The organism is Actinoallomurus acaciae (genome assembly GCF_042429965.1).
Lineage (GTDB): Bacteria > Actinomycetota > Actinomycetes > Streptosporangiales > Streptosporangiaceae > Actinoallomurus > Actinoallomurus acaciae.
Genome location: NZ_JBHLZP010000030.1, coordinates 20801 through 44422 on the forward strand (window position 1 = coordinate 20801; position 23622 = coordinate 44422).

The window sequence follows — 23622 nt, forward strand, 5'->3', positions numbered from 1 at the left end:
ACGAGAGACACGGAAGCCGTGGGGGTGTGGGGGCGTGGGGGGCGAAGCCCCCCACATCGGGGGGCTCCGGGGGGTCGTCCCCCCGGACAAAATAGCGCGGACCACCGGGAAGCCCCCGAAGGGGGCGACCACGATGGCCCGTCTCGCGTGGGCGAGGAGGGATTTGAACCCTCACATCCTCTCGGACACACGGACCTGAACCGTGCGCGTCTGCCGTTCCGCCACTCGCCCGTGGCGACTCAGAGATTAGCACCACTGCCGGACTGGTCGGAACTTGCTTGCTCCATGCGAACCAACGCCCGGATACGATCGTCTAGCAGTGGAGAAGGGAGGTGCACGTGGGTGTCCTACAGCGCTTCGAGCGTCGGCTCGAAGGCATGGTGGAGGGTGCCTTCGCTCGGGCTTTCAAGTCGGAGCTGCAGCCAGTGGAGGTCGCCAGCGCCATCCAGCGTGAGATGGACGAGCGCGCCGCGATCGTCGCGCAGGGCCGCACGCTGGTGCCGAACGACTTCGTCGTCGAGATCTCGCATCCCGACGGCGAGCGGCTCGCGGTATACGCCGACAGTCTGAGCCAGGAGCTCTCCAACCTCGCACGTGAGCACGCGAAGGAGCAGGGTTATTCCTTCGTGGGGCCGGTACGGGTGCGGTTCGAGAACGCCGATGATCTACGCACCGGCATGTTCCGTATTCGGTCCGGTGTCATCCGCGGTTCGACCGTTGAGGGTGGTGAGATCCGCCAGCCGATGAGCGACATGCCGCCGCCGGCGCGCGGGTTCTCCGGCGGACGGCCGCGGCTTCTCGTCAGTACCGAGGGTCAGGAGAGCCACACGTACGACCTCACCACACCGGTGACTTTGCTGGGTCGCGGCACCGATTGTGATCTTCGGCTTGTCGACCCGGGAGTTTCCCGGCACCATGCCGAGATCAGAGTCGAGGGTCCGGAGGTGGTCGCGGTCGACCTAGGGTCGACCAACGGCACTTTCGTCAACGGCCAGCCGATCCGGCGTGTGACGTTGCGTGATGGCGCGCGCGTCACTCTGGGCCGTACAACCCTCGTGTTCCGTCGCGACAGGGAGTAGCTCCGACTCCGATGAACCAACTGACTTTGACCCTCATGAAGGTGGCGTTCCTAGCCGTTCTGTGGCTGTTCGTCATTGCGGCCGTGGGTGTGATCCGGGCCGACCTGTGGGGGTCCAAGGCCGCCGCCAAGGCGCTGCGGTCCCGCAATGCGGCCCAGCCCGCCCGGCAGCCGAAGGCCGCGGCGCCGCGTTCGAGGCGTTCGGAGCCGACGAAGCTCGTCATCACTCAGGGCGCCCGTGCGGGCACGACCCTCGATCTCGCCGGTACAGAGATCGTCATGGGTCGTGGCAATGACGTCACGCTGCCTCTTGGGGACGACTACTCTTCGGGACGGCATGCCCGGCTCTTCTCACAGAACGGTCAGTGGTTCGTGGAGGATCTCGGTTCCACCAACGGCACCTTCCTCGGGCGTGCCAAGGTGAGCCGGCCGGAGCCCGTTCCCGTCGGCGTACCGATTCGAATCGGGAAAACTGTCATAGAGCTGCGCAAATGACAATCGGAATACGCTTCGCCGCACGATCGGACGTCGGCCTCCTCCGGGAGGGCAACGAGGACTCCGCGTACGCCGGTACGCGGCTTCTGGCCGTTGCCGACGGGATGGGGGGGCACGTCGGCGGCGAGATCGCGAGTGCCGCGGCGATCGAGACCCTGAAGCCACTCGACCTCGACATCCCGGCGAACGAGATCGTCGGCGTGCTCGAACAGGCCGTCCACCGCGCGAACGAGACGCTGCACAGCATCGTGGAGGGCGACCCGTCCCTGCAGGGCATGGGCACGACGCTCACCGCGATGCTCTGGAACGGCCGGCAGATGGCCCTCGTCCACATCGGCGACTCGCGGGCGTACCTCCTCCGCAACGGCGAGCTGTTCCAGATCACGCACGACCACACGCTCGTCCAGTCCCTGGTCGACGAGGGCCGGATCAGCCTCGACGAGGCGGCCTCTCACCCTCAGCGCTCCCTCCTGCTGCGCGCGCTCGACGGCCGTGGCGAGGTCGAGCCCGACGTGTCGCTGCGCGAGGCGCAGCTCGGCGACCGTTATCTCCTGTGCTCCGACGGGCTGTGCTCGGTGGTGACCGCGGAGACGATCCACCACGCGCTGAGCTCCGTCGCCGAGCCGGAGCAGGCGGTACGCCAGCTCATCGACCTGGCCAACCGCGGCGGCGGGCCGGACAACATCACCTGCGTCGTCGCCGACGTCGTGGAGCTGGAGCAGCAGCCCCCCGGGCCGCCGCAGAACCCCATCGTGGCCGGCGCGGCGCACAACGCCACCCGCACCCGCGGCGAGGCGGACAACCCGGGCGGCGCTCCCGGCGGCGCGATGGCCGGTGAGTCTCCGGCCCACCGCGCCGCGGCGCTGCGCGGAGAGCCGCAGCAGGCCGGCGCGGCGGTGACCGTCGCCGACATACAGGCGGTGCCGCCCCAGGCCGACGACGCCCTGCAGCTGACCCAGATGCGCCCGCGCCGCCGGTGGCCCTGGCTGCTCGGGATCGCGGTCGTGCTGGTCCTGTTGGTGGCGGGCGGATCGTACGTCGCCTGGAGCAGCGTGCAGGGGCAGTACTACGTCGCCGCCGACAACGGCCAAGTGGTGATCTTCCAGGGCATGAACGACAAGGTCCTCGGGCAGAAGCTGTCCCACCTGAAGGAGCGTTCGGACCTCAAGGTGGACGACCTCACTCCCGACGCCCAGTCATCGGTGCGCAAGACCATCGACAACCTCGGCAGCCTGGCGAGCGCCCGCAGGACCATCGACAACCTGCGCGGCAAGGTCTGCCGCACCTCGGTCGCCGAGGATGGCAAGGGCGTGGTCTCCATCTGGAAGGGCCGCGAACAGCAGGACGTGGGTTGCGCCAACAAGGTGGTCGAGACCTCCAACCCCAAGCTCCACACGAGCTCCCTGACCTCGAAGTCCAAGCAGCAGGTCCAGAAGGGGATCACGCTGCCCGACCTGGAGCACGCGCGCGACAAGGTCCAGCAGCTGCGTGACGAGGCGTTGCAGTGCACCCGCCACCCCACTTCGCTGCCGGGTTGCCCGCAGCCGGATAAACACTCATGAGCGCCATATCGACCAACGAAGCAGGCATCCCCGTCGCGACGCGCCCCCGGCGCAGCGCCCAGCTCGGGATGCTCGTCTTCGCGATGGTCATCACGGTCGCGGGGTTCGCTCAGGTCGGACTGGCGCGCGACGGATCGCTGCCCGCCGGCATGTACGGCTACGGGATCGGCCTGGGCATCCTGGCGGCGGGCGCCTACGTCGTGGTGGCGCGCTTCGCGCCGTACGCCGATCCGCTGCTGTTGCCGCTGGCGGTGTTCCTCAACGGCATCGGCCTGGCCATGATCTACCGGCTGGACCTCAAGACCAGTGCCGACGCCAAGGCCACCATCGCGGCCGGCAAGAGCTACTCCTACATCGGGCCCTCGACCACCAACCAGCTCGAGTGGACCGCGCTCGCCATCATCTTCTTCGCCGTCACGCTGCTGGTGCTGCGCGACGTCAAGGTCGTGCAGCGCTACATCTACACGATCGGCGCCCTCGGCCTGTTCTTCCTCGCGCTGCCGGGCTTCCTGCCCTCCTCGATCAGTGGCGCGATGGGCGCCAAGATCTGGATCCGGATCGGCTCGATGTCGATCCAACCCGGTGAGTTCTCCAAGCTCGCGCTGGTGGCGTTCTTCGCCGGCTACCTGGTCAACAAGCGCCAGGCGATGTCGACCGTGGGCAAGGAGTTCGGGCCGATCAAGTTGCCGCGCGGCCGCGACCTGGGCCCGATCCTGGTCATCTGGGTGATCTGCCTCGGCGTGCTGGCCCTGGAGAACGACTTCGGCACCGCGATCCTGTTCTTCGGCCTGTTCGTGAGCATGCTCTACATCGCCACCGAGCGCTTCGAGTGGGTGGCGATCGGCCTGCTGCTGCTCGCCGGCGCCTGCCTGATGGCGCCGCTGATCCCGCACGTGGCCCAGCGGATCGACACCTGGCTGGACCCCACGCCGTACTTCGACGGCGGCTGCAAGATCAACGGTGTCATCCACAACCAGATGGCCCAGACCTGCGCCGCCCACGGCGGCCAGTACATCGCCGACAGCGGCCAGCTCATGCGCGGCCTGTTCTCGATGGGCCAAGGCGGCGTGCTCGGCACCGGCATGGGCCAGGGTGAGCCGTGGCGCACGCCGCTGTCCTACAGCGACTTCATCTTCACGTCCTTCGGTGAGGAGCTCGGGCTCACCGGCCTCATGGTGATCCTGCTCGTGTACGCGCTGATCGTGCAGCGCGGCATGAAGGCCGCGATCGCCACCAAGGACAACTTCGCCAAGCTGTTCGCCGGCGGTGTGTCGTTCGTGTTCGCGCTGCAGGTCTTCGTGATCGTCGGCGGCGTCACGCGGCTCATCCCGCTGACCGGTCTCACCACGCCGTTCCTCGCGCAGGGAGGTTCGTCGCTCCTCGCCAACTGGATCCTGATCGCCATCTTGATCCGCATCAGTGACGCGGCACGGCGTCCGGCACCGCAGCCCATCCAGGACGAGGGAATGACCCAGGTGGTGAACACCGCGTGAACAAGCCTCTTCGCCGGGTGGCGATCGCAGCTCTGACGTTGCTCGTCATCTTGATGATCAACGTGAACTACATCCAGGGTTCGCAGGCGGACAAGCTCAAGAGCGACCCGTTGAACAACCGGCAGTTCACCGCGCAGTGGCAGCACAACCGCGGCCCGATCACCGCCGGCGGCGTGACCCTGGCCTCCTCCAAAAAGATCAACAAGAAGGAGTACCAGCGCGTCTACCGGCAGGGCGCCCTGTACTCCCCGATCACCGGCTTCCTGAGCCCGTTCAACCGCACCGGCATCGAGGGCGGCTACAACGGCCTGCTCGACGGCACCGACAAGCGGCTGACCGTGCGCAACTGGTTCGACATGCTGGTCGGCAAGAAGGCCGCGGGCGCGACGGTGCAGACCTCGATCGTCCCGAAGGCACAGCAGGCGGCCTACGACGGCATCCGTCAGGCCACCATCAGCGGCCGGCGTGGCGCCGCGGTCGCCATCGACGTCAAGACCGGGGCCATCCTCGCGATGGCCTCCTTCCCGTCGTACGACACCAACGACCTGGCCACCCACGACAGCGCCAAGGCGGCCAAGGCGTCCACCCAGTTGCAGGGGCAAAAGGGCAACCCGATGCTCAACAAGGCGATGAACGAGACGTTCCCCCCGGGCTCCTCGTTCAAGATCGTCGACACGGCGACCGCCCTTGAGAGCGGTGGGATGAATGCGAACTCCCCGTTCGACGCCAGCGAGTTCCACCTGCCCGAGTCGGGCCAGACGCTGCACAACGCCGACGGCGACGAGCAGAAGTGCAACGGGTCCCCGCAGCTGATCCAGTCCTTCGCGGCGTCCTGCAACTCCACGTTCGCCCGCCTGGCCGGAACGCTCGGCCAGGACAAGCTCCTCGCGCAGGCCAAGAAGTTCGGCTTCGACAAGCCGTTCCAGGTCGAGCCGGGCATGAGCAGCGCGAGCGCGCTCTACCCGACCAAGCCCATGGGCGGCGACAAGCTGGCCATGTCCGGCATCGGCCAGGGCGACGTCACCGTGACACCGTTGCAGATGGCGATGGTGGCCCAGGCGGTCGCCAACAACGGCAAGCAGATGAAGCCGTACCTGGTCAAGCGGGTCACCGCGCCGGACCAGTCCGAGCTGGCCACCGCGCAGGAGCAGGTGCTGGGCCAGCCGATCAGCGCGAACACGGCCAGCCAGCTGCAGGAGATGATGCGGCAGGTGGTGCAGTCCGGTACCGCGGCGTCCGTGGTCGGCGGGCAGGACATCGCCGGTAAGACCGGCACCGCCGAGACCGGCAACGGCTACTACGACGACTGGTTCGTCGGCTTCGCTCCCCAGCACAACCCGAAGGTCGCCTTCGCGGTCGTCACCGAGGGCAGCGAGCAGTCCAGCGGTGCGCAGAACTCCGCGCCGACCGCGTTGAGAATCGTCCAGGCGGTGCTCTAGCCCCATGACCGAGCGCAGCGAGGGAATCGGAAGACGCGCCCCTGTGGTCACTCCCTCCGACGCAGGAGGGCCTATGACCGAGCGCAGCGAGGGAATCAAGGACGCGCCACCGCGGTCGCTCTCCCCGATGGAGGAGCGCTCATGACCCCCCTCGTCCTCAACCACCGTTACCGCCTCGATGAGCGCCTCGCCTCCGGCGGCATGGGCGAGGTCTGGAAGGCCACCGACGAGCTGCTCGGCCGCCCGGTCGCGGTCAAGCTCCTCAAGGAGATGTACTTCTCCGACGAGAGCTTCCGCGACCGGTTCCGCGCCGAGGCGCGGTTCGCGGCGTCGTTGCAGCACAGCGGCATCGCCCAGGTCTACGACTACGGCGAGCAGGACGAACTGGCCTATCTGGTGATGGAGCTGGTGAACGGCGAGACGCTGTCGCGGATCCTGTCCGTCGAGGGCCGTCTCAGCCCGGAGACCACGCTCGACATCATCGGCCAGGCGGCCCGCGCCCTGAACATCGCCCACACCACCGGAATCATCCACCGCGACATCAAGCCGGCGAACCTCATGGTCACCGGCGACGGCGTCGTGAAGATCACCGACTTCGGCATCGCCCGGGGCGGCGGGTCGGCCACGATGACCCAGACCGGCCAGGTGATGGGCACCGCGCAGTACGTCTCGCCCGAGCAGGCGACCGGCCGCCGCATCACCCCGGCCTCCGACCTGTACTCCCTGGGCGTCGTGGCGTACGAGTGCCTGGCGGGCATGCCGCCGTTCGCCGCCGACACCCCGATCGCGCTGGCCCTCATGCACGTCCGCGAGGACCCGCCGCCGCTGCCCGCCGACGTTCCCCCGGCCGTACGCGGCCTGGTCAGCGCGATGATGGCCAAGGAGCCCGAAGACCGTCCGGTCGGCGCGCACGAGGTGGCCGAGCAGGCACACCGGCTGCGGCTGTCGGGCGGCGGTGCCGTCGGCACCGAAATGGGAGCCGCGACCGAGGTCGTGCCGGCCGACGATGTGCACGCCCAGGCGCAAGAGGCCGACTTCTTCGATGAGACGCGGCCCGCGGCGGGCGAGGCCGGCAGGCGCCGCCGCACGAACGTACTGGTCGCGGCGATCGCGTGCGCGGTGATCCTCGTGGCCACGGGGGTGTTCGCGGCGACCGCCCTGTTGAAGAGTTCCGGCCACACTAAGCTCGTGGACGGCAACCGGGTCGTGCCCGCGGACAGTCCCGCGTCGACCGGGCCGTACAGCAGCGAGCCGGACGCTGTACCGTCTCAGCAGCCTGAGCCTTCCGAGCCCGCCCCCACGGACTCGTACCCCTTCCCATCGCCGAGTTCCTCGACATCGGCGCCGTCAACCAACCCGACCCCGACACCTAAGCCCCCAAAGCGGACGCCCACACCGCCGGTGACACCATCGTCGCCGAGTTCTCCGGACCCGACACCGTCAAGCAGTGCCGACGGCGCGCTAGGTTCTGAGGGCAGGGCGTGAACGACTAGGGAAAGTGCCAGATATGACTCAGCCTCGGCTACTCGGTGGCCGCTACGAACTCGATGGTGTCATCGGGCGTGGCGGCATGGCCGAGGTCTACCGAGCTCGCGACCTTCGCCTCGACCGCGTGGTGGCGATCAAGACACTCCGGTCTGACCTTGCCCGCGACCCGACGTTCCAGGCCCGGTTCCGCCGGGAGGCCCAGTCCGCGGCGTCGCTGAACCACCCGTCCGTCATCGCCGTGTACGACACCGGCGAGGACATGCTCGACAACAACCCGGTGCCCTACATCGTCATGGAGTACGTCGAGGGCCGCACCCTCCGTGACGTCCTCCAGGAGGAGCACCGGATCGCGCCGGACCGCGCCCTGCAGATGACCGACGGCATCCTGCGCGCCCTCGACTACTCCCACCGCGGCGGCATCGTGCACCGGGACATCAAGCCCGCGAACGTCATGCTGACCACCAGCGGCGAGGTCAAGGTCATGGACTTCGGCATCGCGCGCGCGCTCGCCGACTCCGCGGCCACGATGACCGCCACGGCGCAGGTCATCGGCACCGCCCAGTACCTCTCGCCGGAACAGGCCCGCGGTGAGCGGGTCGACGCCCGCAGCGACATCTACTCCACGGGCTGCGTGCTGTTCGAGCTGATGACCGGCCGTCCGCCGTTCCAGGGCGACTCGCCGGTGGCCATCGCCTACCAGCACGTACGGGAAGAACCGATCCCGCCGTCGCAGCTCGACCCGTCGATCCCGCAGTACGCCAACGCGATCGTCATGAAGGCGCTCACGAAGGACGCGAACTACCGCTACCAGAGCGCGGCGGAGATGCGGGCCGACATCCAGCGGGCGTCACAGGGCATGCCCGTCGCAGCGCCGACGATGGCGATGAACGCCGGCACGCAGGTCATGCAGGGCAACCCGCGCACGCAGGCGATGCGCCCCTCGTCGACGATGGGGTACGACCTGCCGCCGGCGCAGTATGCCGAGCCGGAGCGCGAGGAGGGCAACGGCAAGAAGATCGCGCTGTGGGCGCTCGTGGGCGTCCTCGCCGTCGGCGCGATCGTCGCGCTCTACATGATGTTCAGCGGTGGTGGCGGCGGCGCGGACAACAGCAACCAGATCGCCATGCCGAGCGACATCGTCGGCAGCGACCAGACGACCGCCAAGCAGGAGCTGGTCGGGCTGGGCTTCGTCGAGAGCAACATCAAGATCAAGCACAAGACCGACGACAGCGCCGACAAGAACCAGGTGCTCGACGTCGACCCGGCTCCGCAGACCAAGATCGACAAGACGAAGGTGGCGACCACGCAGGTCACTCTCACGGTCTCCTTGGGCAAGGCCAGGGTCACGGTGCCCTCGGTCAAGGGCATGAGCGAGGATGACGCCAAGTCCGCGCTGGAGAGCGCCGGTCTGAAGGCCGGGTCGACGCAGACGATCTCCTCGACCACGGTGCCCAAGGGCAGCGTCGTGAAGTCGGACCCCGCGAGTGGCACCAAGGCGGAGAAGGGCACCGAGGTGACGCTGTACATCTCCAGCGGCCCGGGCAAAACGCTGGTCCCCAACGAGGTCGGCAAGTCGGTCGACGACGCGAAGTCCGATCTGCGCAGCCACGGCTTCCGGGTCTCCATCAACTACGTCGACGTCGGGGCCGGCCAGCCGGACGGCCAGGTCATGCAGCAGACGCCGAGCGAGGGCGAGACGGCCAACCGCGGCAGCACGGTCACACTGACCGTCAGCCGGGCGCAGCAGGACCAGCCGACGCCGCCGGGGTCCGGGGTGCCGACCCCGCCATGGGGCGGCGGCGGCAACAACAACAACTAGGCCGCGACGACGAGACCCCCACACGCCATGCGTGCGGGGGTCTCGTCATGTCGGGTGGGATGCCCGGGCCGTGCCCGGACATGAAAGGAGGGCCTCCGCCGCTCGGGGGCAACGGCGGAAGCCCTCATTGGTGGAATCAGGCTCACCATCCTTGGCGTTACACCCGCCGAGAGCATTCTTTTACCCGTCTTTTCCCTACGGACCGGCGACCTGCGACTCTCACAGAGCGTGTACGAGCCAATTCGCAAAAAGTTCGTGGCCGGCCGTGCTGAGCACCGACTCGGGGTGAAACTGGACCCCCTCCACCGGCGCGCTCCGGTGGCGTATCCCCATGATCACGCCGTCGAGTGTGCGGGCGCTGACGATGAGGTCGGCCGGTACGGTCGCGGGGTCCAGCGCCAGCGAGTGGTAACGCGTGACGGTCAGCGGATCCGGCAGCTCGCGGAACACCCCGGCCCCGTCGTGGCGGATGTCACTGGTGTAGCCGTGTACGACCTCCGGCGCACGGCGCACCGTGCCGCCGTGAACGGTGGCGATCACCTGGTGGCCGAGGCAGACACCGAGCACGGGCCGCCGGGCCTGCGCCGCGATGTCCAGGCAGACCCCGGTGTCCTCCGGGCGTCCGGGGCCGGGGCTGAGCAGCACGCCGTCGAAGGCCTCCACGTCGCCGGGTGCCACCTCGGACCGGTCGCGTACGACGCAGTAGGCGCCCATTTCGCGCAGGTAGGACACGATCGTGTGGACGAAGCTGTCCTGGTTGTCCACGACCAGCACCCGGCGTGCGACGGACATCATGGACCCGGGCTCGCCGGAGCCGAGGCGCCGCCCCCGACCGTGCCGTGGTCGAACTGGAGCTTCGGCTCGACCCAGGGGAAGAGGAAGTACCAGAGCAGCACGCCCAGGACGACCAGTGCGGCCAGGACGAGGCCGGTCCGCTGGAGCCGGTCGCCGGGCAGATGGCGCCAGAGCCAGGCGTACATCTAAGAGCTCGCCTCCTTCACTCGCGGCGTCGACGAGACGAGCTGGCCGAAGACGATGAGCCGCTGGGCCGCGGAGTACTTCGGGTTGCAGGTGGTCAGCGTGATGAGCCGCTTGGTCGGGTTGGCCTTCGGATGCTCGGGCACCGGCGCGGCCACGGAGATGTCACTGGGCTGGACGACCTTGGTCGAGGTGACCTTGTAGACGTACTGGCCGGCGCGGGTGTCGATGAGGATCTTGTCGCCGGCGTGCAGGTCACCGAGCTTGTTGAAGGGCGCGAGGTAGGTCGGTGGCCGGAGACCACGAAGTTGCCGATCTGGCCGGGCATCGCGGTGCCGGGGTAGTGACCGGGCCCCTTGCGCAGGTCGGCGACGGAGACGCCCTCGATGATGACGTAACGGAAGCTCTTGCCGAGCCGCGGGATGCGGATGAGGGCGAGGCCGTGCCCGAGGCGAACGCGCTCGGTGGTGACCTTGCCGGCGCCGGCCTTCGGCCCCGCGTTCCACGAGCGGGTGAGCTCGTCGTCCAGCTTGTGCTGGGCCGCCTGGGTATAGGCGCCGGTGCCCCACAGCTCGTACGCGACGAAGAGCAGCACCACGAGGCCGGCCGTGATGCACAGCTCGCCGATGCTACGGATGAGTATCCGCACCGGCGGTCTCCGTGGCGTACTTGGGCGTCGCGTTGCCGGTGTAGGCGGGCAACGTCGTCTTCTGGAGGGTTTTCACCGTGTACCCGAGTCCGTATTCGTCGACGTACTGTCGGTAGATCTGAATCTCCGGCGAGGCGTCGAGTGCCGCGCGCAACCGCTCGGGGACGCCGGTGGCGGTGATGCGGAACGGCGGCGAGTAGACGACTCCCTGCAGGATGAGCGTATTGCCTACGCAGCGGACGGCGCTGGTGGAGATCAGCCGTTGGTCCATTATTTGCATGGCCGTGGCGCCGCCGGCCCACAGCGCGTTGACCACGGCCTGCACATCCTGCTGGTGGACGACGAGATCGTCGGGGCTGGGGTCGCCGGGCACGCGGCGGTCGTGCGGCGCGTCGTTCAGCGAGACGCGGACGGCCCGGCCGCTCACGGGGGTGAACCCGGACAGCGCGGCGAGCCGATCGGCCTCCTGCTGCTCGGTGCGTACACCGGCGTCGCGCCGCCCGGCCTCCCGGCCGAGCTCGTCGACCTGCCGGTGGAGGCGCTGGTAGGTGCCCTGGGCCTGCTGGTAGCCGCGCTGCTCCTGCGCGATCAGTTCGGTGACGCGCGTGCGGTCGCCGCCGCGGAGGTCGGTGCCACGGGCGGTGCTGGCGCTGGCGGCGAAGAGAGTGCCGGCGAAAAGCGTGAGGGCCGGAATGGCATGACGCCAGGTCAGGGCCCTTGGCCGGGGTTTTACCCCCATCGTCACCCCCCACTGCCAGTGTTATGGTCGTACGCTGCTCACCAGCGACTACGCTAACCGACAAACTGACCCATGCGCGGGTCGGCGTCAGGCCATGCCCGCCCCGAGGAGAGACCCACCGTGCCCAAGTCGAAGGTACGCAAGAAGGCCGTCTACACTCCGCCGCAGCGGTCCCAGAAGGTCGCGGTCAGCCCGCGGTGGCTGGTGCCGACCATGGTGGGCTGCTGGCTGCTGGGCCTGGCCTGGATCGCCGTCTACTACGTCACGGCGAGCGTCAGCGCGACGATCCCGCTCATCACCTCGCTCAGCAACTGGAACCTGCTGATCGGCTTCGGGGTGATCGTTGTCGGTGTGATCCTTTCAACGCGCTGGCGTTGACGAGTTCCCCACAACGTTATCCACAGGACCGCTGAGACGGAGCGGGGTGGTGGCCGGCCGTACGGGCCGCTGCCCCTGAGGTCGCATCGGATCGAGCGGGATATCTCGCCGATCTCCCTGCGGCCAGGACAAAGCATGGCTATGCTCGACAACATACGCGCGCTGAATCCCGTACCCGGCACGGTGACGGCGCACGGCGCAACGGAGCGCCCGCGGATCACGACAAGGCCGGAGCGAAAGCCCGAAGTTCCCCGACGGCACCGCCGTCACCCAACAGGGTTTTCCACATGCTGTGGATGACCCTGTGGATTACGCCTGCCCTCCTTCACCGGCACCGCTGACCCTGGACCTGAGAAGGCCCCGACCGGGCGAACCGGCGGGGCCTTCGTCGATCGTTCGTCAGGCGGTCAACGCGGTGGTCTGGATGACGGTCAGGACGATGAGGACCGCCGCGACGATCGCGGACGCCGCCACCTGGACGGCCTGTTGCCGTCCCCGGGGTGCGTACGCGAATGCCACGGCCAGCACCGCGCCGGTGATCAGCCCGCCCACGTGCCCTTCCCAGGAGATGCCCGAGAAGGTGAACGTGAACATCAGGTTGATCACGATGAGAAAGGCGATGCCCCTGGTGTCCACCCCCAGGCGGCGTCCGACCACGAAGAACGCCGCGAACAGGCCGAAGATGGCACCCGAGGCGCCCAGTGCGGGCTGGCCCGGGTCGACCAGGAAGAGCAGGACGTTGCCGCCCAGCGCCGACAGCACATAGAGCACCGTGAACCGCAGCCGGCCGAGCACCTGCTCCAACTGCGGCCCGAGCACCCACAGCGCCCACATGTTGAACAGGATGTGGGTGATGCCGAACGTGCCCTGGCTCAGCGGGACGTGCAGGAACGCCGCGGTGATCAGGCGGTACCACTCGCCCTCGGCGACGCCGTAGCCCGGAATGACCTGGCCGAACTGCGTCTTCAGCACGCCCAGCATCTCGAACCGGTCGACGAAGCTCGGCGAGGCCAGCTCACCGACGTAGGCGAGGACGTTGATCGCGATCAGCGTCAGGGTCACGGCCGGCCGGGTGGCGACACGCCCGCCGAAGACCGTACGCGCCTCGCGCACCGTACGGTTGCCGTCCCGCACGCACTCAGGGCACTGGTGGCCCACGGAGGCGTCGCGCATGCAGTCGGGGCAGATGGGACGTTCGCAGCGTGTGCAGCTGACATACGTCTCACGGCCCGGATGCCGGTAGCACGTCGGAACCTGCGGAGCCTGAGGAGCGTGCGGTGTGTCGCTGCTCATCGTCGTCTTCCTCTGCGTGTCGGTACCTGTCTAACGACGGTCGATGGTCACCGATTCCAGAACGACGTCCTTGACGGGCCGGTCGCCGCGGTCGGTCTCGGTCTTGGCGATCGCGTCGACGACGTCGGCGCCCTCGATCACCTCGCCGAAGATCGTGTGCCGGCCGTTGAGGTGCGGCGTCGGCACGACGGTGATGAAGAACTGCGAACCGTTGGTGCCCGGCCCCGCGTTGGCCATCGCGAACAGGTGCGGGCGGTCGAAGCGCAGGTCCGCGTGGACCTCGTCCTCGAACTCATAGCCCGGGCCGCCCCGTCCGTTGCCGAGCGGGTCGCCGCCCTGGAGCATGAAGTTGTCGATCACCCGGTGGAAGATCGTGCCGTTGTACAGCGGGTTGTTCGTCCGCTGGCCGGTGCGCGGGTCGGTCCACTCGATCGTGCCCTCGGCGAGGCCGACGAAGTTCTGCACCGTCTTCGGCGCGCGGTCAGGGAAAAGACGCAGCACGATGGTGCCCATCGTCGTGCGCAGCGTCGCGGTGAGGTCTTCAGCCACGAAGACTCCTCCTCGTATCGAATCCGATGTTCACAAGGGACACAGGTGCGTGTACCCCCGCGTGACGCATCCTGTCAGATCGGCGATTGACATCGCTTGTCGTGGGAACAGAGTCCGACGAGACCGCATATGACGGAGGGCAGGATGTCCCTACGAAACAAGAGCCGGAAGATGCCGCAGGTGAACATCGACAGCGCGCGTCTGCAGGACGTTCAGGAGAGGGTTGCCGAAGGTGCCCGTCAGGCGGCGCAGCGGGTGGGCCCCACCACTCGCCAGGCGCAGAAGATGGCCGCGAAGAAGATGAAGATCGCACGTCATTGGAGTGCGCCACGGATCGACCAGGCCGGTCACTACTTCGAGCAGGAGGTCGGGCCGCGTGTCGGCGCGCTCCTCCACCGTACGGCCGATCGGGTCGAGCCGGGCGTTCCGAAGCGTCGCCGCGGCCTCGCCGCGGCCCTCCTCTTCGTCGGGGGCGCCGTGGGCGCCGCCGGCGCGATCGCGACACGCCGTAGCGCGTCGCGGCCGACCGAGGAGGCGACCTCCCCCGAGCACCTTCCGTCGGCGTCGGACAACTCCGACTCCGACCGTGCTCACAGCAACAGCTGAGCGCCTCACCGTCGACCGGGCCCGGCCAGCACACTGGCCGGGCCCGTCGGCGTTCCGAAACCGGTCAACATGGGGCGAATCACATTCGGGTTCCCTGTACCGTCTGACTCATGTCGCTTAGATCCTCGCTCAGCGCCACGAGCCGCAGGGTCATCGCGGTGGTGCTGCACCGGGTCTGGGAGTGGCTGCGCGCCCATGCCGAGATCTCACCGAGCACCCCGGCCGGCCGGCGGTTCGGCTACCTCGGTGAAGGCGCGTGCATCGGCTTTCCGCCCGGCGCGATCTACGGCGAGCCGTGGATCCGCATCGGCGACCACACCCTCATCGGCGTCCACGTCACGCTCTCGGCCGGGTTCGTGCCCGGCCTCGACCTGGGCCCGGATCCGATCGTGACCATCGGCAAGGCCTGCTCCATCGGCCGGGGCAGCCACATCGTCGGGCACAAGTCGATCGAGATCGGCGACGACGTCTTCACCGGCCCGTACGTCTACATCACCGACCAGAACCACGGTTACACCGACCCGGACACCCCCGTCGGGCGGCAGTGGCCGGTCAACGACGCCGTCGTCATCGGCTCCGGCTGCTGGCTCGGCACCGGAGCGATCATCCTGCCGGGCACCCGCCTGGGCCGGAACGTCGTGGTGGCCGGGGGCGCCGTCGTCCGCGGCGAGTTCCCCGACCACAGTGTCATCGCCGGTGTGCCGGCGAAGGTCATCCGCAGCTACGACCCGGAGGCCGGCTGGCTCCCGCCGCAGCCGGAGGTTCCCCTGGACGAGGAGACCCTCGCCCAGATCGCCGAGCTGACCGGCGACCGGGAGCCGGCCCAGGTCCCCGAGTCGGGCGAACGCGCGAGCTGAGCGGGGTCCCCGGCCTCACATGTCCAACGCGTCGAAGGGGTAGCCGTTCCACAGGGCGCGTTCGGCGCCCCGCGGGTCATCGGCGGTCCCCGGGTGGAGGCTCCACATCATCGTGGTGCGCCGGGGCACCTGGTAGGCGGGCCACGACGGCCGCGCGACCCTACGACGGGCGTTCGGGTCACCGGTGCGGGCGAAGGAGGTCCAGGCGTCGACCATCTGGCCCGACAGGCGGGTCAGCCGGGCCCGGTCCGTCTTCAGCGCCTCGGCACCGCCCTCGATCCCGGTGAAGCGGAGCGTGCCGAACACGAACGGCAACTCGATCGTGTGCACCGCGCCCACGCCCTTCGGGGGACGCCAGCCGAACTCGTACACGTAGGTCGGACGCCACCGGCTCTGCGCCGCCGCGAGCCGGGTCGCCGGTACCCGGAGGCCCTGGTCGGTGAACATCGCCAGTGCCGCGTCCCGCGCCGTACGCCCCTTGCGGTAGACCGCGGTCATCCGCGGGCGGCGCGCGGCGAGCCGGGGCGGGAAGAAGCCGTCGTACTCGGCGGCGAGCCGGTCCAGCCCATGCGGGTCGTACTGACCGAAGAAGTTCATCTCGTCCTTGTTCGTGCCGATGAGCAGGTCGACGCCACGCGCGTTGCCGGCCGCCACACGCCTGGTCACCGAGTCGCGGACGAGTGTGCCGTCGACGTACGGACCGAAGTACAGGGCGCCGCCGGCGGAGCCGGGCAGGGACGCGGCCGCCTTGTTCCCAAGGTCGATCAGCTCCGTGGTCGACATCGCCTTGAGCCTGGCGATGCTCCTGACCGGGAAGGAGGCCGCCAGCTTGCGCTCCAACGCCGCGGAGTGCACCAGCGACCCGTTGCCGCTCTCCAGGATGACGCGGCGGAACAGCCGTTCGGGATGGTCGGTGGCGAGCATCGCACTGAGCGAGAACGCACCCTCCGACTCGCCGACGGCCGTCACCTGGGACGGGTCGCCGCCGAAGTCGGCGACGTGCTGGCGCACCCAGGTCAGCGCCGCGATCTGGTCGCGCAGCCCGTTGTTGCCCGAGCCCCGGTAGGACGGATCCACACCACCGAGCTCCGTCCAGCCGAACACGCCGAGCCGGTAGTTCAGCGAGATCACCACGGCGTCTCCGCTCGTGGCGAGCTTCGTCCCGTCGTAGCGCGGCTCGTTGGCGGTGCCGAAACGCGCGGCGCCGCCGTGGATGAAAACGATCACGGGACGCTTGGCGCGGTCGGGACGCGGCGTCCAGACGTTGAGGTAGAGGCAGTCCTCGTCCGTGTAGACCTGCCGCTGGTCGGGATAGTCCTCCGACAGCTGGTCGCGGTCCTGCGGGCACACGCGCTTGTCGTCGTCGGCCGTCAGCGTCCCGCGCCAGGGCGGTACGGGCTGGGGCGGGCGGAACCTGCGGTCGCCGACCGGCGGCGCGGCGTACGGGACGCCGCGGAAGGCGCAGATCCTGGCCCGCGCGGTGCCGCCGACGATCCCCAGCGAGGTCTTGGTCGTGCAGCCCGAGCGCGGGTGCGCTGAGGCGGACGGCGCGCCACACGCCGCGGCCGCGACGAGCGCGGCCGCGATCCCGGCGATCCGGATACGGCGGAACATGAGATCTCCTCTCGCGTTGACCGCACCGAGCCAACGCGAGGCGACCGCTCCACCGGATCGCCGGTACGGGTGAACCCGCGGCCACCCGTACGAGTGAGGTCAGTCCGTGCCCGCGACGACCAGGCCGGACTCGTAGGCGAACACCACGGCCTGCGCCCGGTCGCGCAGATGCAGCTTGGTCAGCACGTTGCTCACGTGCGTCTTCACGGTGTGCTCGCTGACGACGAGCTCGGCGGCGATCTCGCTGTTGGACCGGCCGCGGGCGAGCCCCCGCAGCGTGTCGAGCTCGCGGTCGGTCAGCTCGGCGAGGCGCCTCCTGAGGGCGGGGCGCGGGCTGCCGCGGCGTATGACGTCCTCGATCAGCCGCCGGGTGACCGACGGAGCGAGCAGCGACTCGCCCGCGGCGACGAGCCGCACCGCGCGGACGAGATCGTCGCGCCGGACGTCCTTGAGCAGGAAGCCGCTGGCGCCGGCCCGCAGAGCGTCATAGACGTGGTCGTCGATGTCGTACATGGTCAGGACCAGCACCTTCGCCGATGTGCGCCGGCAGATCTCGGCCGTGGCGGCCACCCCGTCGACGTTCGGCATCCGGATGTCCATCAGCACGATGTCCGGCGCCAGCTCGACCGCCTTGGCGATCGCCTCGGCGCCGTCGGCGGCCTCGCCGACCACTGATATGTCGTCGTGCGCATTCAAGATCATGGCGAAACCGCCGCGGAACAGGTCCTGGTCGTCGGCGACGAGCACACGCATTCGTGTTATCCGATCGGCAGGGTGGCGGTGACGGTGAAACCGTACGGGTCGATGACGAGTGTGCCTCCGCACGCGCCCGCGCGTTCGCGCATGCCGACGATGCCGTGGCCCTCGCGTACGTCGGGCGCGCCGCCGCCGTCGTCGGCGACCTCGATCGTCAGGGCCCGGTCCGACCAGCCGAGGCACAGGCTCACCGTACGGGCGGCCGCGTGGCGCAGCGTGTTGGTCAGGCACTCCTGGATGATCCGGTACGCCGCGACGTCCACGGCCGCCGGGACCGGCCGCCGGGCCCCTTGCTCTTCGAGGTGGACCTCGAGCCCGGCCTGACGGGCGCGGTCGATCAGGCCGGGCGTCGCGGCGAGGCCCGGCTGGGGTTCGCGCTCGGCCGTGCCGCGCAGCGCCCCGAGCATCTGACGGAGCTGGCCGATCGCCTCACGCCCGGTGTCGGCGATCGCCTCGAAGGCCGCGTCGGCGCGTGCCGGGTCCGAGCGCACGACGAGCGGGCCCGCCTCGGCCTGCACGACCATGAGCCCGACCGAGTGGGTGACGATGTCGTGCATGTCGCGGGCGATCCGCGTGCGTTCCTCGGCGACGGCGACGGCGCGCTCCTCCTCCAGCCGCCGTGTGCGTTCCTCCATGGCCTGGCGCTGCGCGCGGTGGGCCCGGGCGCCCACGCCCAGGGCGTACGCGGCGACGTAGGAGGTGATGACGTAGCCGGAGGTGTCGAAGCTCTCGTGCGGCAGGACCAGGGAGAAGACCACCCCGGCCGCCACGACCACGCTGCCGGCCGCACGCCAGATCGGCTTGGCCAGGTCGGCGAAGGTGTAGGTCCACACCAGCGGCCCGTACGGCATCAGCCATGGCAACTGGTGCGTGAGGCTCTCGTGCCCGAGCGCGAGCACGGTGACCGCGCTGCCCGCCACCAGACCGACGGGGATGAGGAACGTCCGGCGCCAGATCACCGGCACCGATCCCAGCACGGACAGCAGCACGACCCACCACGGCTGGACGTACGGGACGAACGCGGGCACGACCATCGCGACGGTGACGACGGCACCGACCGCGAGGTCCACGCGCGGCACTCGCAGAGACTTCACGTCCGCCCTTCCGGCTCGGGGACCGTCCAGCGTACGGCCAGGTCAGGACTGCCGCCTCCCTCGCGCGGCCCGGCCACGGCTCACTCTCCGGACCGAGGCGTGTCAGCGGCGTGTCAGCGGCCGTAACCGCGATGTGCGCGGCGCGTCAGGTGGCCGGTGCACAGTGGGCACGCACGAGACCGAACTAGGGGAAGACGCGGATGGACGACGTGATACGGGCCGAGGGCCTGAAGAAACGCTTCGGAGAGACCCAGGCGCTGGCGGGAGTCGACATCCTCGCGCGCCGCGGGACCGTGCTCGGCGTGCTGGGGCCGAACGGCGCGGGCAAGACCACGGCCGTGCGGATCCTGGCCACGCTGATCAAGCCGGATGAGGGCCGTGCCGAGGTCTGCGGCTTCGACGTGGTCAAGGACGCCGCGCAGGTACGGCGGCTGATCAGCCTGACCGGCCAGTACGCCTCGGTCGACGAGGAGCTGACCGGCCTGGAGAACCTCATCATGATCGCCCGGCTGGTCGGCCACAGCCGGGGCGAGTCGCGGCGGCGGGCACGGAGTCTGATCGACCGGTTCGGCCTGTCCGAGGCGGGCGGCCGGGCCGCCAAGAACTACTCCGGCGGCATGCGCCGCCGGCTCGACCTCGCGGCCGGGCTCGTCAACGACCCCCAGGTGATCTACCTGGACGAGCCGACGACCGGCCTGGACCCGCGGGCGCGCAACGCCGTCTGGGACACCGTGCGGCAGCTGGTGCGCGACGGCGCGACCGTGTTGCTCACCACGCAGCAGTTGGACGAGGCCGAGGCGCTCGCCGACCGGATCCTGGTCTTCGACCGCGGCCGGGTGGTCGCCGACGGCACCTCCGAGGAGCTGAAGGAGAAGGTCGGCGGCCAGACGCTCGCCGTACGGGCGCTGGACCGGGCCCGTATGCCGGAGGTCGTCGGCGTCGTCGCCCGGGTCACCGGCGCGCGGCCCGAGGCCGATGAGGACACCGGCCTGGTCACCGCGCCGCTGGACGACCCGGCGGCGCTCAGCGCGGTGGTGCGCGGCCTCGACGAGGCCGGCGTCGTCGCGTCCGACCTGGCGTTGCGCCGGCCCAGCCTGGATGAGGTCTTCCTCAGCCTGACCGGCCACCACGCCGAAGCCGAAGGAGAGAACGAATGACCGCGATCACCGTCGACCCGACGCCGACGCCCGCGCCGAGGATCGGGCCCGCGCAGACGTTGCAGAGAGGGCTGACGCTCGCCTGGCGCAACGTCATGCAGCTCAAGCACTCGCCGGAGAAGCTGATCGACGTCACGCTGATGCCGGTGGTGTTCCTCCTGCTGTTCCTGTACGTCTTCGGCGGTGTGGTCGCGGGCAACACCCACGCGTACCTGCAGCAGTTGCTGCCCGGTCTGGTCGCGCAGATGGGGATGTTCGCCTCGATGGGCCTGGGCACGTCACTGTGCGAGGACATCCGCAAGGGTGTGTTCGACCGGCTCCGCAGCCTGCCGATCGCCCGGTCCGCGCCGCTCATCGGCGCGGTGATCGGCGACGCGGTCCGCTTCCTCGTCTCGATGGTGGTGCTGGTGGCGTTCGGGTCGCTGCTCGGCTTCCGCTTCCACACGAACCCGCTGTCGGTGCTGGCGGCGTTCGCCCTGGCGTACGTGTTCTACTTCGCGGTCTGCTGGGTCTCGGTGCTGGTCGGGCTGGTGGCGCCGTCGCCGGAGACGGTGCAGGGCCTGGGGTTCATCTGGGCGATGCCGCTGACCTTCGGCAGCAGCGTCCTGCTGGCCAACACCGGGACCATGCCCGGCTGGCTCCAGGCATGGGTGAAGGTCAACCCGGTGACGCACCTCGCGGACGCGTTGCGGGCGCTGATGGTCGGCGGGCCGATCGGCGACCACGCCTGGTACACGCTCGCGTGGGCCGCCGGGATCGTGGTCGTGACCTTCCCCGTCGCCGTGTGGATGTACGGCCGGAAGGTCTAGCGGAGAGCCAGGGCCTGGTCGCGGGTGATGCGGCGGCCACGGGCGTACGCCTCGTCGAAGGCCTCGCGGCCCAGCGCGGCGAGGGCCGCGGTCGTGGCGCGTTCGATCTCCAGGTTCCACGGGTCGGGTTCGCCCTGGAGGGTGTGCGCGCCGCCGAGCAGTTCGGCGGCGCGCACGTGCTCGCCCCGGGACGCGGCCAGCGCCGCCAGTCCCTGCACGAGCGTGCCGATGAGCCGGTCGATCGGCATCTGGACGATCTCGGCGATCGCACGCATCGCCCGGTCGTGCCACCGCGCCGCGGCGGCGAGGTCGCCCTCCTGCTCCGCCAGGCTGCCCCGCTTGCTGAACACCATCGCCGCGGTGGTGCCGAAGTCCAGTCGCGCCGTCTTCGGCTCGATGAGGGCGATCGCGTGGTCGATGAGTTCGCGCGCCTGCTCCAGATCGTTCTCCCACCGGGCGAGTTCGCCGAGCAACAGCCATCCGCGAGCCGCGTCGGCGTGCTCGGCGATCCGCTCCGCGTTCCGCGCGCCGCGCTCCAGGTCCGCGCGTGCCCCCGCGAAGTCGCCCGCCATGGCGCGTGCCCGGCCGAGCAGGATCCCGAGGCTCGCGGCCTGGTCGGGGCTGATGCCCGAGACGGTGTAGCCGTAGGCCTCCTCCGTCGCGCGGATCGCCTCCTCCGCCCGGCCGCGCGCGAGGTGCACCTCCGCGATGCCCGCCAGGGCGCTGACGAGCCCCCAGCGGTCACCGAGCTCCTGGAACCCCGCATGCGCCTCGGCCGCGGCGCGGGCCGACCGGTCGATGTCACCCCCGTTCCCGGCCAGGAACGCGACGAAGATGTGGCCGGCCGCCCTGGTCCACGGGTCCTGATGGTCCCCGATGAGGTCCAGCTCGCGCAGGGCGAGGTCGACGTCTCCGGAGAGGATCGCGACGAGAGGGCGGCACAGTGCCAGGACGGGATGGGTCGAGGCGTCCGTCCGCAGCGCGATGACCTTCTCGATCTGCTCGCGCAGGCGCTCTGGATCGGGGCCGCCCTCACGGGACATCTCCTGGACCAGCGACGCCGTGAAACCGCAGATGACGTAGGCGTCCTCGGCACCCGGCGGCGGGCGGTCGTCGACGAGCTCCCAGACCTCGACCGCCCATTGCCCGGCCTCGGCCTCGTAGTCGCACAGGATCCAGAACCAGGCCAGCGCCCCGATGAGGCGTACGGCGGTCCCCACGTCACGGGTGTCGATCGCGTGGCGCAGCGCGTTGTTGCAGTTGTCGCGCTCGGCGTTCAGCCGCTCGAGCCAGTACATCTGGCCGTGGCCGCGCAGTTCGGGCTCGGCCCGCTCGGCGAGCCGGAGGAAGTACGCGGCGTGGGCGTCCCGGAACCGCTCGTCCTCCCCGGCCTCGGTCAGCCGCTCGGCGGCGTACGCGCGCACGGTCTCCAGCAGCCGGTAGCGCACCTCGGCCTCGCCCGTGGCCATGACCAGCGACTTGTCGACCAGCGAGGCGATCAGGTCGATGACGTCCTCGCCGAGCACCTCCTCGGCGCTCGCCAGCGTCGCACCGCCGTTGAACACCGAGAGGCGGCGCAGCACCCGGCGCTCGGCGTCGTCGAGCAGGTCCCAGCTCCAGTCGACCACCGCGCGCAGCGTCTGGTGGCGTGGCAGGGCGGTGCGGCTGCCGACGTTGAGCAGCCGGAACCGGTCATCGAGCCGGTCGGCGACCTGCGCGGGCGTGAGCGCGCGTAGCCGCGCGGCGGCCAGCTCGATCGCCAGCGGCGCGCCGTCCAGGGCCCGGCAGATGCGCACGACCGGCTCGACCGTGGTCGCGTCCAGCGCAAACCCGGGGCGTACCGCGGCGGCCCGATCGGTGAACAGGCGCACCGCGTCGTACTCCCGGGCGTCGTCCGGATCGGCGTCCTCGGGCGGCAGCGCCAGCGAGGGCACCGGGCACAGCGCCTCACCGGTGATGCCGAGCGGCTCGCGGCTGGTGACGATGATCTGTACGCCCGGCGCGGCGGACAGCACGCGGTCGGCCAGCGTCGCCGCCGCGTCGAGCAGGTGCTCACAGTTGTCCAGCACCAGGATCAGCCGCTTGGTGGCCAGCTCGACGAGCCGGTCGAGCGGACGGGCGATCTCCCGGGTCTCCAGCAGGCGGATCGTCTCGGGAATGCCGATCGCGACGAGCACGGCCTGCGGCACATCGAGCGCCCCGCGCACCGGGGCCAGCGGCACGAACCACACGCCGTCGGGCGACGTGGCGGCCATCCGGCTCGCCGTCTCACCCGCCAGCCGGGTCTTGCCGCTGCCACCCGGGCCGGTGAGCGTGACGAGCCGGTGGGTGGCGAGCAACGCGCGGACCCGCTCGATCTCCTCGGTACGGCCGACGAAGCTGGTGAGCTGGGCGGGCAGGTTGCTCCGCCGCTCCGGCTCACGCGAGGGCGAGGGCGCGGGCGGGCGCTCGGCCAGCGCCGCCCGCAGGATCGACAGGTGCACCGCGGCCAGCTCGGGTGAGGGGTCCACGCCGAGGCCCTCGGCGAGAGTGCGGCGGGCGTCCTCATAGACGATGAGGGCGTCGGCCTGGCGGCCCGCGGCGTACAAGGCCCGCATGAGCTGCCCGCGCAACCGCTCACGCAGCGGGTGGAGAGTGGTGAGCTCCTCGAGCTCGGGTATGAGGCGCGCGGCGTGGCCGAGCGCGATCTCGGCCTCGAACCGCTCCTCGGCGGCCTCGACGCGCAGTGCCTCGAGCCGGGCGATCGGCGCGGCGGCGAAGGCCGCTCCG

At 70.0% G+C, this 23622-nt stretch carries 21 protein-coding genes, 1 tRNA gene and 1 pseudogene; 12 read left to right on the forward strand and 11 right to left on the reverse strand.

What is annotated here, in order from left to right; all coding sequences use genetic code 11:
- Positions 1–148 precede the first annotated feature (148 nt).
- Positions 149–231 (reverse strand) — tRNA-Leu (locus tag ACFFNX_RS06585).
- Positions 232–338: 107 nt separating this feature from the next.
- Here ACFFNX_RS06585 and ACFFNX_RS06590 point away from each other — a divergent pair.
- From ACFFNX_RS06590 to pknB, 7 genes are all read left to right on the forward strand, one after another.
- Positions 339–1079, forward strand: a complete 741-nt coding sequence (locus ACFFNX_RS06590; protein ID WP_285629075.1) for an FHA domain-containing protein — start codon at positions 339–341, stop codon at positions 1077–1079.
- Between the two features lie 11 nt (positions 1080–1090).
- On the forward strand, positions 1091–1573 hold the full coding sequence (locus tag ACFFNX_RS06595; protein ID WP_378196773.1) for an FHA domain-containing protein FhaB/FipA: 483 nt from the start codon (positions 1091–1093) through the stop codon (positions 1571–1573).
- Positions 1570–3135, forward strand: a complete 1566-nt coding sequence (locus ACFFNX_RS06600) for a PP2C family protein-serine/threonine phosphatase (RefSeq protein WP_378196776.1) — start codon at positions 1570–1572, stop codon at positions 3133–3135. The genes ACFFNX_RS06595 and ACFFNX_RS06600 overlap by 4 nt, the downstream gene beginning before the upstream one ends.
- Positions 3132–4628, forward strand: coding sequence for an FtsW/RodA/SpoVE family cell cycle protein (locus ACFFNX_RS06605; RefSeq protein WP_378196779.1), 1497 nt, complete (start codon positions 3132–3134; stop codon positions 4626–4628). The genes ACFFNX_RS06600 and ACFFNX_RS06605 overlap by 4 nt, the downstream gene beginning before the upstream one ends.
- Positions 4625–6067, forward strand: a complete 1443-nt coding sequence (locus ACFFNX_RS06610) for a peptidoglycan D,D-transpeptidase FtsI family protein (protein ID WP_378196783.1) — start codon at positions 4625–4627, stop codon at positions 6065–6067. Before ACFFNX_RS06605 ends, ACFFNX_RS06610 begins: the two co-directional genes overlap by 4 nt.
- 141 nt (positions 6068–6208) lie before the next feature.
- Complete coding sequence (locus ACFFNX_RS06615) at positions 6209–7552, forward strand: protein kinase domain-containing protein (protein ID WP_378196786.1); 1344 nt, start codon at positions 6209–6211, stop codon at positions 7550–7552.
- 22 nt (positions 7553–7574) lie between these two features.
- Complete coding sequence (gene pknB / locus ACFFNX_RS06620; RefSeq protein WP_378196790.1) at positions 7575–9374, forward strand: Stk1 family PASTA domain-containing Ser/Thr kinase; 1800 nt, start codon at positions 7575–7577, stop codon at positions 9372–9374.
- Positions 9375–9593: 219 nt separating this feature from the next.
- Here the strand turns inward: pknB and ACFFNX_RS06625 are convergent, their stop codons facing one another.
- The 4 genes and pseudogenes from ACFFNX_RS06625 to ACFFNX_RS06645 all read right to left on the reverse strand — a co-directional run bounded on the left by ACFFNX_RS06625 (position 9594) and on the right by ACFFNX_RS06645 (position 11740).
- Positions 9594–10169 (reverse strand): anthranilate synthase component II, encoded by a 576-nt coding sequence (locus tag ACFFNX_RS06625; RefSeq protein WP_378196793.1) that lies wholly within the window; start codon positions 10167–10169, stop codon positions 9594–9596.
- Positions 10166–10354, reverse strand: coding sequence for a hypothetical protein (locus tag ACFFNX_RS06630; protein ID WP_378196796.1), 189 nt, complete (start codon positions 10352–10354; stop codon positions 10166–10168). The genes ACFFNX_RS06625 and ACFFNX_RS06630 overlap by 4 nt, the downstream gene beginning before the upstream one ends.
- Positions 10355–11001, reverse strand: a pseudogene (locus tag ACFFNX_RS52495) (class E sortase). It abuts the gene before it with no gap.
- On the reverse strand, positions 10982–11740 hold the full coding sequence (locus tag ACFFNX_RS06645) for a DUF881 domain-containing protein (protein ID WP_378196799.1): 759 nt from the start codon (positions 11738–11740) through the stop codon (positions 10982–10984). Before ACFFNX_RS06645 ends, ACFFNX_RS52495 begins: the two are co-directional and overlap by 20 nt.
- 120 nt (positions 11741–11860) lie before the next feature.
- Between ACFFNX_RS06645 and ACFFNX_RS06650 the strand changes: the two genes are divergently transcribed.
- Entirely contained in the window at positions 11861–12118 is a 258-nt protein-coding gene (locus ACFFNX_RS06650) for a cell division protein CrgA (RefSeq protein WP_378196802.1), read from the forward strand.
- A 399-nt stretch (positions 12119–12517) separates the two neighbouring features.
- Here the strand turns inward: ACFFNX_RS06650 and ACFFNX_RS06655 are convergent, their stop codons facing one another.
- Positions 12518–13252, reverse strand: a complete 735-nt coding sequence (locus tag ACFFNX_RS06655; RefSeq protein WP_378196805.1) for a rhomboid family intramembrane serine protease — start codon at positions 13250–13252, stop codon at positions 12518–12520.
- 189 nt (positions 13253–13441) lie between these two features.
- Entirely contained in the window at positions 13442–13960 is a 519-nt protein-coding gene (locus ACFFNX_RS06660) for a peptidylprolyl isomerase (protein WP_378196808.1), read from the reverse strand.
- Positions 13961–14104: 144 nt separating this feature from the next.
- Between ACFFNX_RS06660 and ACFFNX_RS06665 the strand changes: the two genes are divergently transcribed.
- Together ACFFNX_RS06665 and ACFFNX_RS06670 are read left to right on the forward strand one after the other, a co-directional pair.
- On the forward strand, positions 14105–14566 hold the full coding sequence (locus ACFFNX_RS06665) for a hypothetical protein (RefSeq protein ID WP_378196811.1): 462 nt from the start codon (positions 14105–14107) through the stop codon (positions 14564–14566).
- Positions 14567–14676: 110 nt separating this feature from the next.
- Complete coding sequence (locus ACFFNX_RS06670) at positions 14677–15423, forward strand: acyltransferase (protein ID WP_378196814.1); 747 nt, start codon at positions 14677–14679, stop codon at positions 15421–15423.
- Between the two features lie 15 nt (positions 15424–15438).
- Here the strand turns inward: ACFFNX_RS06670 and ACFFNX_RS06675 are convergent, their stop codons facing one another.
- The 3 genes from ACFFNX_RS06675 to ACFFNX_RS06685 form a co-directional block, all read right to left on the reverse strand.
- Positions 15439–17037: a carboxylesterase/lipase family protein gene (locus ACFFNX_RS06675; protein ID WP_378196817.1), complete on the reverse strand. Its 1599-nt coding sequence runs from the start codon at positions 17035–17037 to the stop codon at positions 15439–15441.
- Positions 17038–17136: 99 nt separating this feature from the next.
- The gene (locus ACFFNX_RS06680; RefSeq protein ID WP_378196820.1) at positions 17137–17790 is read right to left on the reverse strand and encodes a response regulator; all 654 of its coding nucleotides are present in this window, start codon (positions 17788–17790) and stop codon (positions 17137–17139) included.
- A gap of 5 nt (positions 17791–17795) precedes the next feature.
- Positions 17796–18887 carry a sensor histidine kinase gene (locus ACFFNX_RS06685; RefSeq protein ID WP_378196822.1) on the reverse strand — a complete coding sequence of 364 codons (1092 nt, stop codon included), beginning with the start codon at positions 18885–18887 and terminating at the stop codon, positions 17796–17798.
- 200 nt (positions 18888–19087) lie between these two features.
- On the opposite strand from ACFFNX_RS06685, the gene ACFFNX_RS06690 reads away from it, so the two are divergent.
- Positions 19088–20044: an ATP-binding cassette domain-containing protein gene (locus ACFFNX_RS06690; RefSeq protein ID WP_378196825.1), complete on the forward strand. Its 957-nt coding sequence runs from the start codon at positions 19088–19090 to the stop codon at positions 20042–20044.
- The gene (locus ACFFNX_RS06695) at positions 20041–20853 is read left to right on the forward strand and encodes an ABC transporter permease (protein ID WP_378196828.1); all 813 of its coding nucleotides are present in this window, start codon (positions 20041–20043) and stop codon (positions 20851–20853) included. The genes ACFFNX_RS06690 and ACFFNX_RS06695 overlap by 4 nt, the downstream gene beginning before the upstream one ends.
- Here ACFFNX_RS06695 and ACFFNX_RS06700 read toward each other — a convergent pair.
- The coding region (locus ACFFNX_RS06700; RefSeq protein WP_378196831.1) for an ATP-binding protein at positions 20850–23622 on the reverse strand (2773 nt) is incomplete at its 5' end. The genes ACFFNX_RS06695 and ACFFNX_RS06700 overlap by 4 nt on opposite strands.

What these genes read in the sequence shown, in the direction of transcription:
- ACFFNX_RS06645 (WP_378196799.1), bottom strand. Translation starts at nt 11,740, where the DNA reads ATGGGGGTAAAACCCCGGCCAAGGGCCCTGACCTGGCGTCATGCCATT.
- ACFFNX_RS06665 (WP_378196811.1), top strand. Translation starts at nt 14,105, where the DNA reads ATGTCCCTACGAAACAAGAGCCGGAAGATGCCGCAGGTGAACATCGAC.
- ACFFNX_RS06695 (WP_378196828.1), top strand. Translation starts at nt 20,041, where the DNA reads ATGACCGCGATCACCGTCGACCCGACGCCGACGCCCGCGCCGAGGATC.
- ACFFNX_RS06605 (WP_378196779.1), top strand. Translation starts at nt 3,132, where the DNA reads ATGAGCGCCATATCGACCAACGAAGCAGGCATCCCCGTCGCGACGCGC.
- ACFFNX_RS06600 (WP_378196776.1), top strand. Translation starts at nt 1,570, where the DNA reads ATGACAATCGGAATACGCTTCGCCGCACGATCGGACGTCGGCCTCCTC.
- pknB (WP_378196790.1), top strand. Translation starts at nt 7,575, where the DNA reads ATGACTCAGCCTCGGCTACTCGGTGGCCGCTACGAACTCGATGGTGTC.
- ACFFNX_RS06670 (WP_378196814.1), top strand. Translation starts at nt 14,677, where the DNA reads ATGTCGCTTAGATCCTCGCTCAGCGCCACGAGCCGCAGGGTCATCGCG.
- ACFFNX_RS06675 (WP_378196817.1), bottom strand. Translation starts at nt 17,037, where the DNA reads ATGTTCCGCCGTATCCGGATCGCCGGGATCGCGGCCGCGCTCGTCGCG.
- ACFFNX_RS06690 (WP_378196825.1), top strand. Translation starts at nt 19,088, where the DNA reads ATGGACGACGTGATACGGGCCGAGGGCCTGAAGAAACGCTTCGGAGAG.
- ACFFNX_RS06680 (WP_378196820.1), bottom strand. Translation starts at nt 17,790, where the DNA reads ATGCGTGTGCTCGTCGCCGACGACCAGGACCTGTTCCGCGGCGGTTTC.
- ACFFNX_RS06615 (WP_378196786.1), top strand. Translation starts at nt 6,209, where the DNA reads ATGACCCCCCTCGTCCTCAACCACCGTTACCGCCTCGATGAGCGCCTC.
- ACFFNX_RS06595 (WP_378196773.1), top strand. Translation starts at nt 1,091, where the DNA reads ATGAACCAACTGACTTTGACCCTCATGAAGGTGGCGTTCCTAGCCGTT.
- ACFFNX_RS06630 (WP_378196796.1), bottom strand. Translation starts at nt 10,354, where the DNA reads ATGTACGCCTGGCTCTGGCGCCATCTGCCCGGCGACCGGCTCCAGCGG.
- ACFFNX_RS06625 (WP_378196793.1), bottom strand. Translation starts at nt 10,169, where the DNA reads ATGATGTCCGTCGCACGCCGGGTGCTGGTCGTGGACAACCAGGACAGC.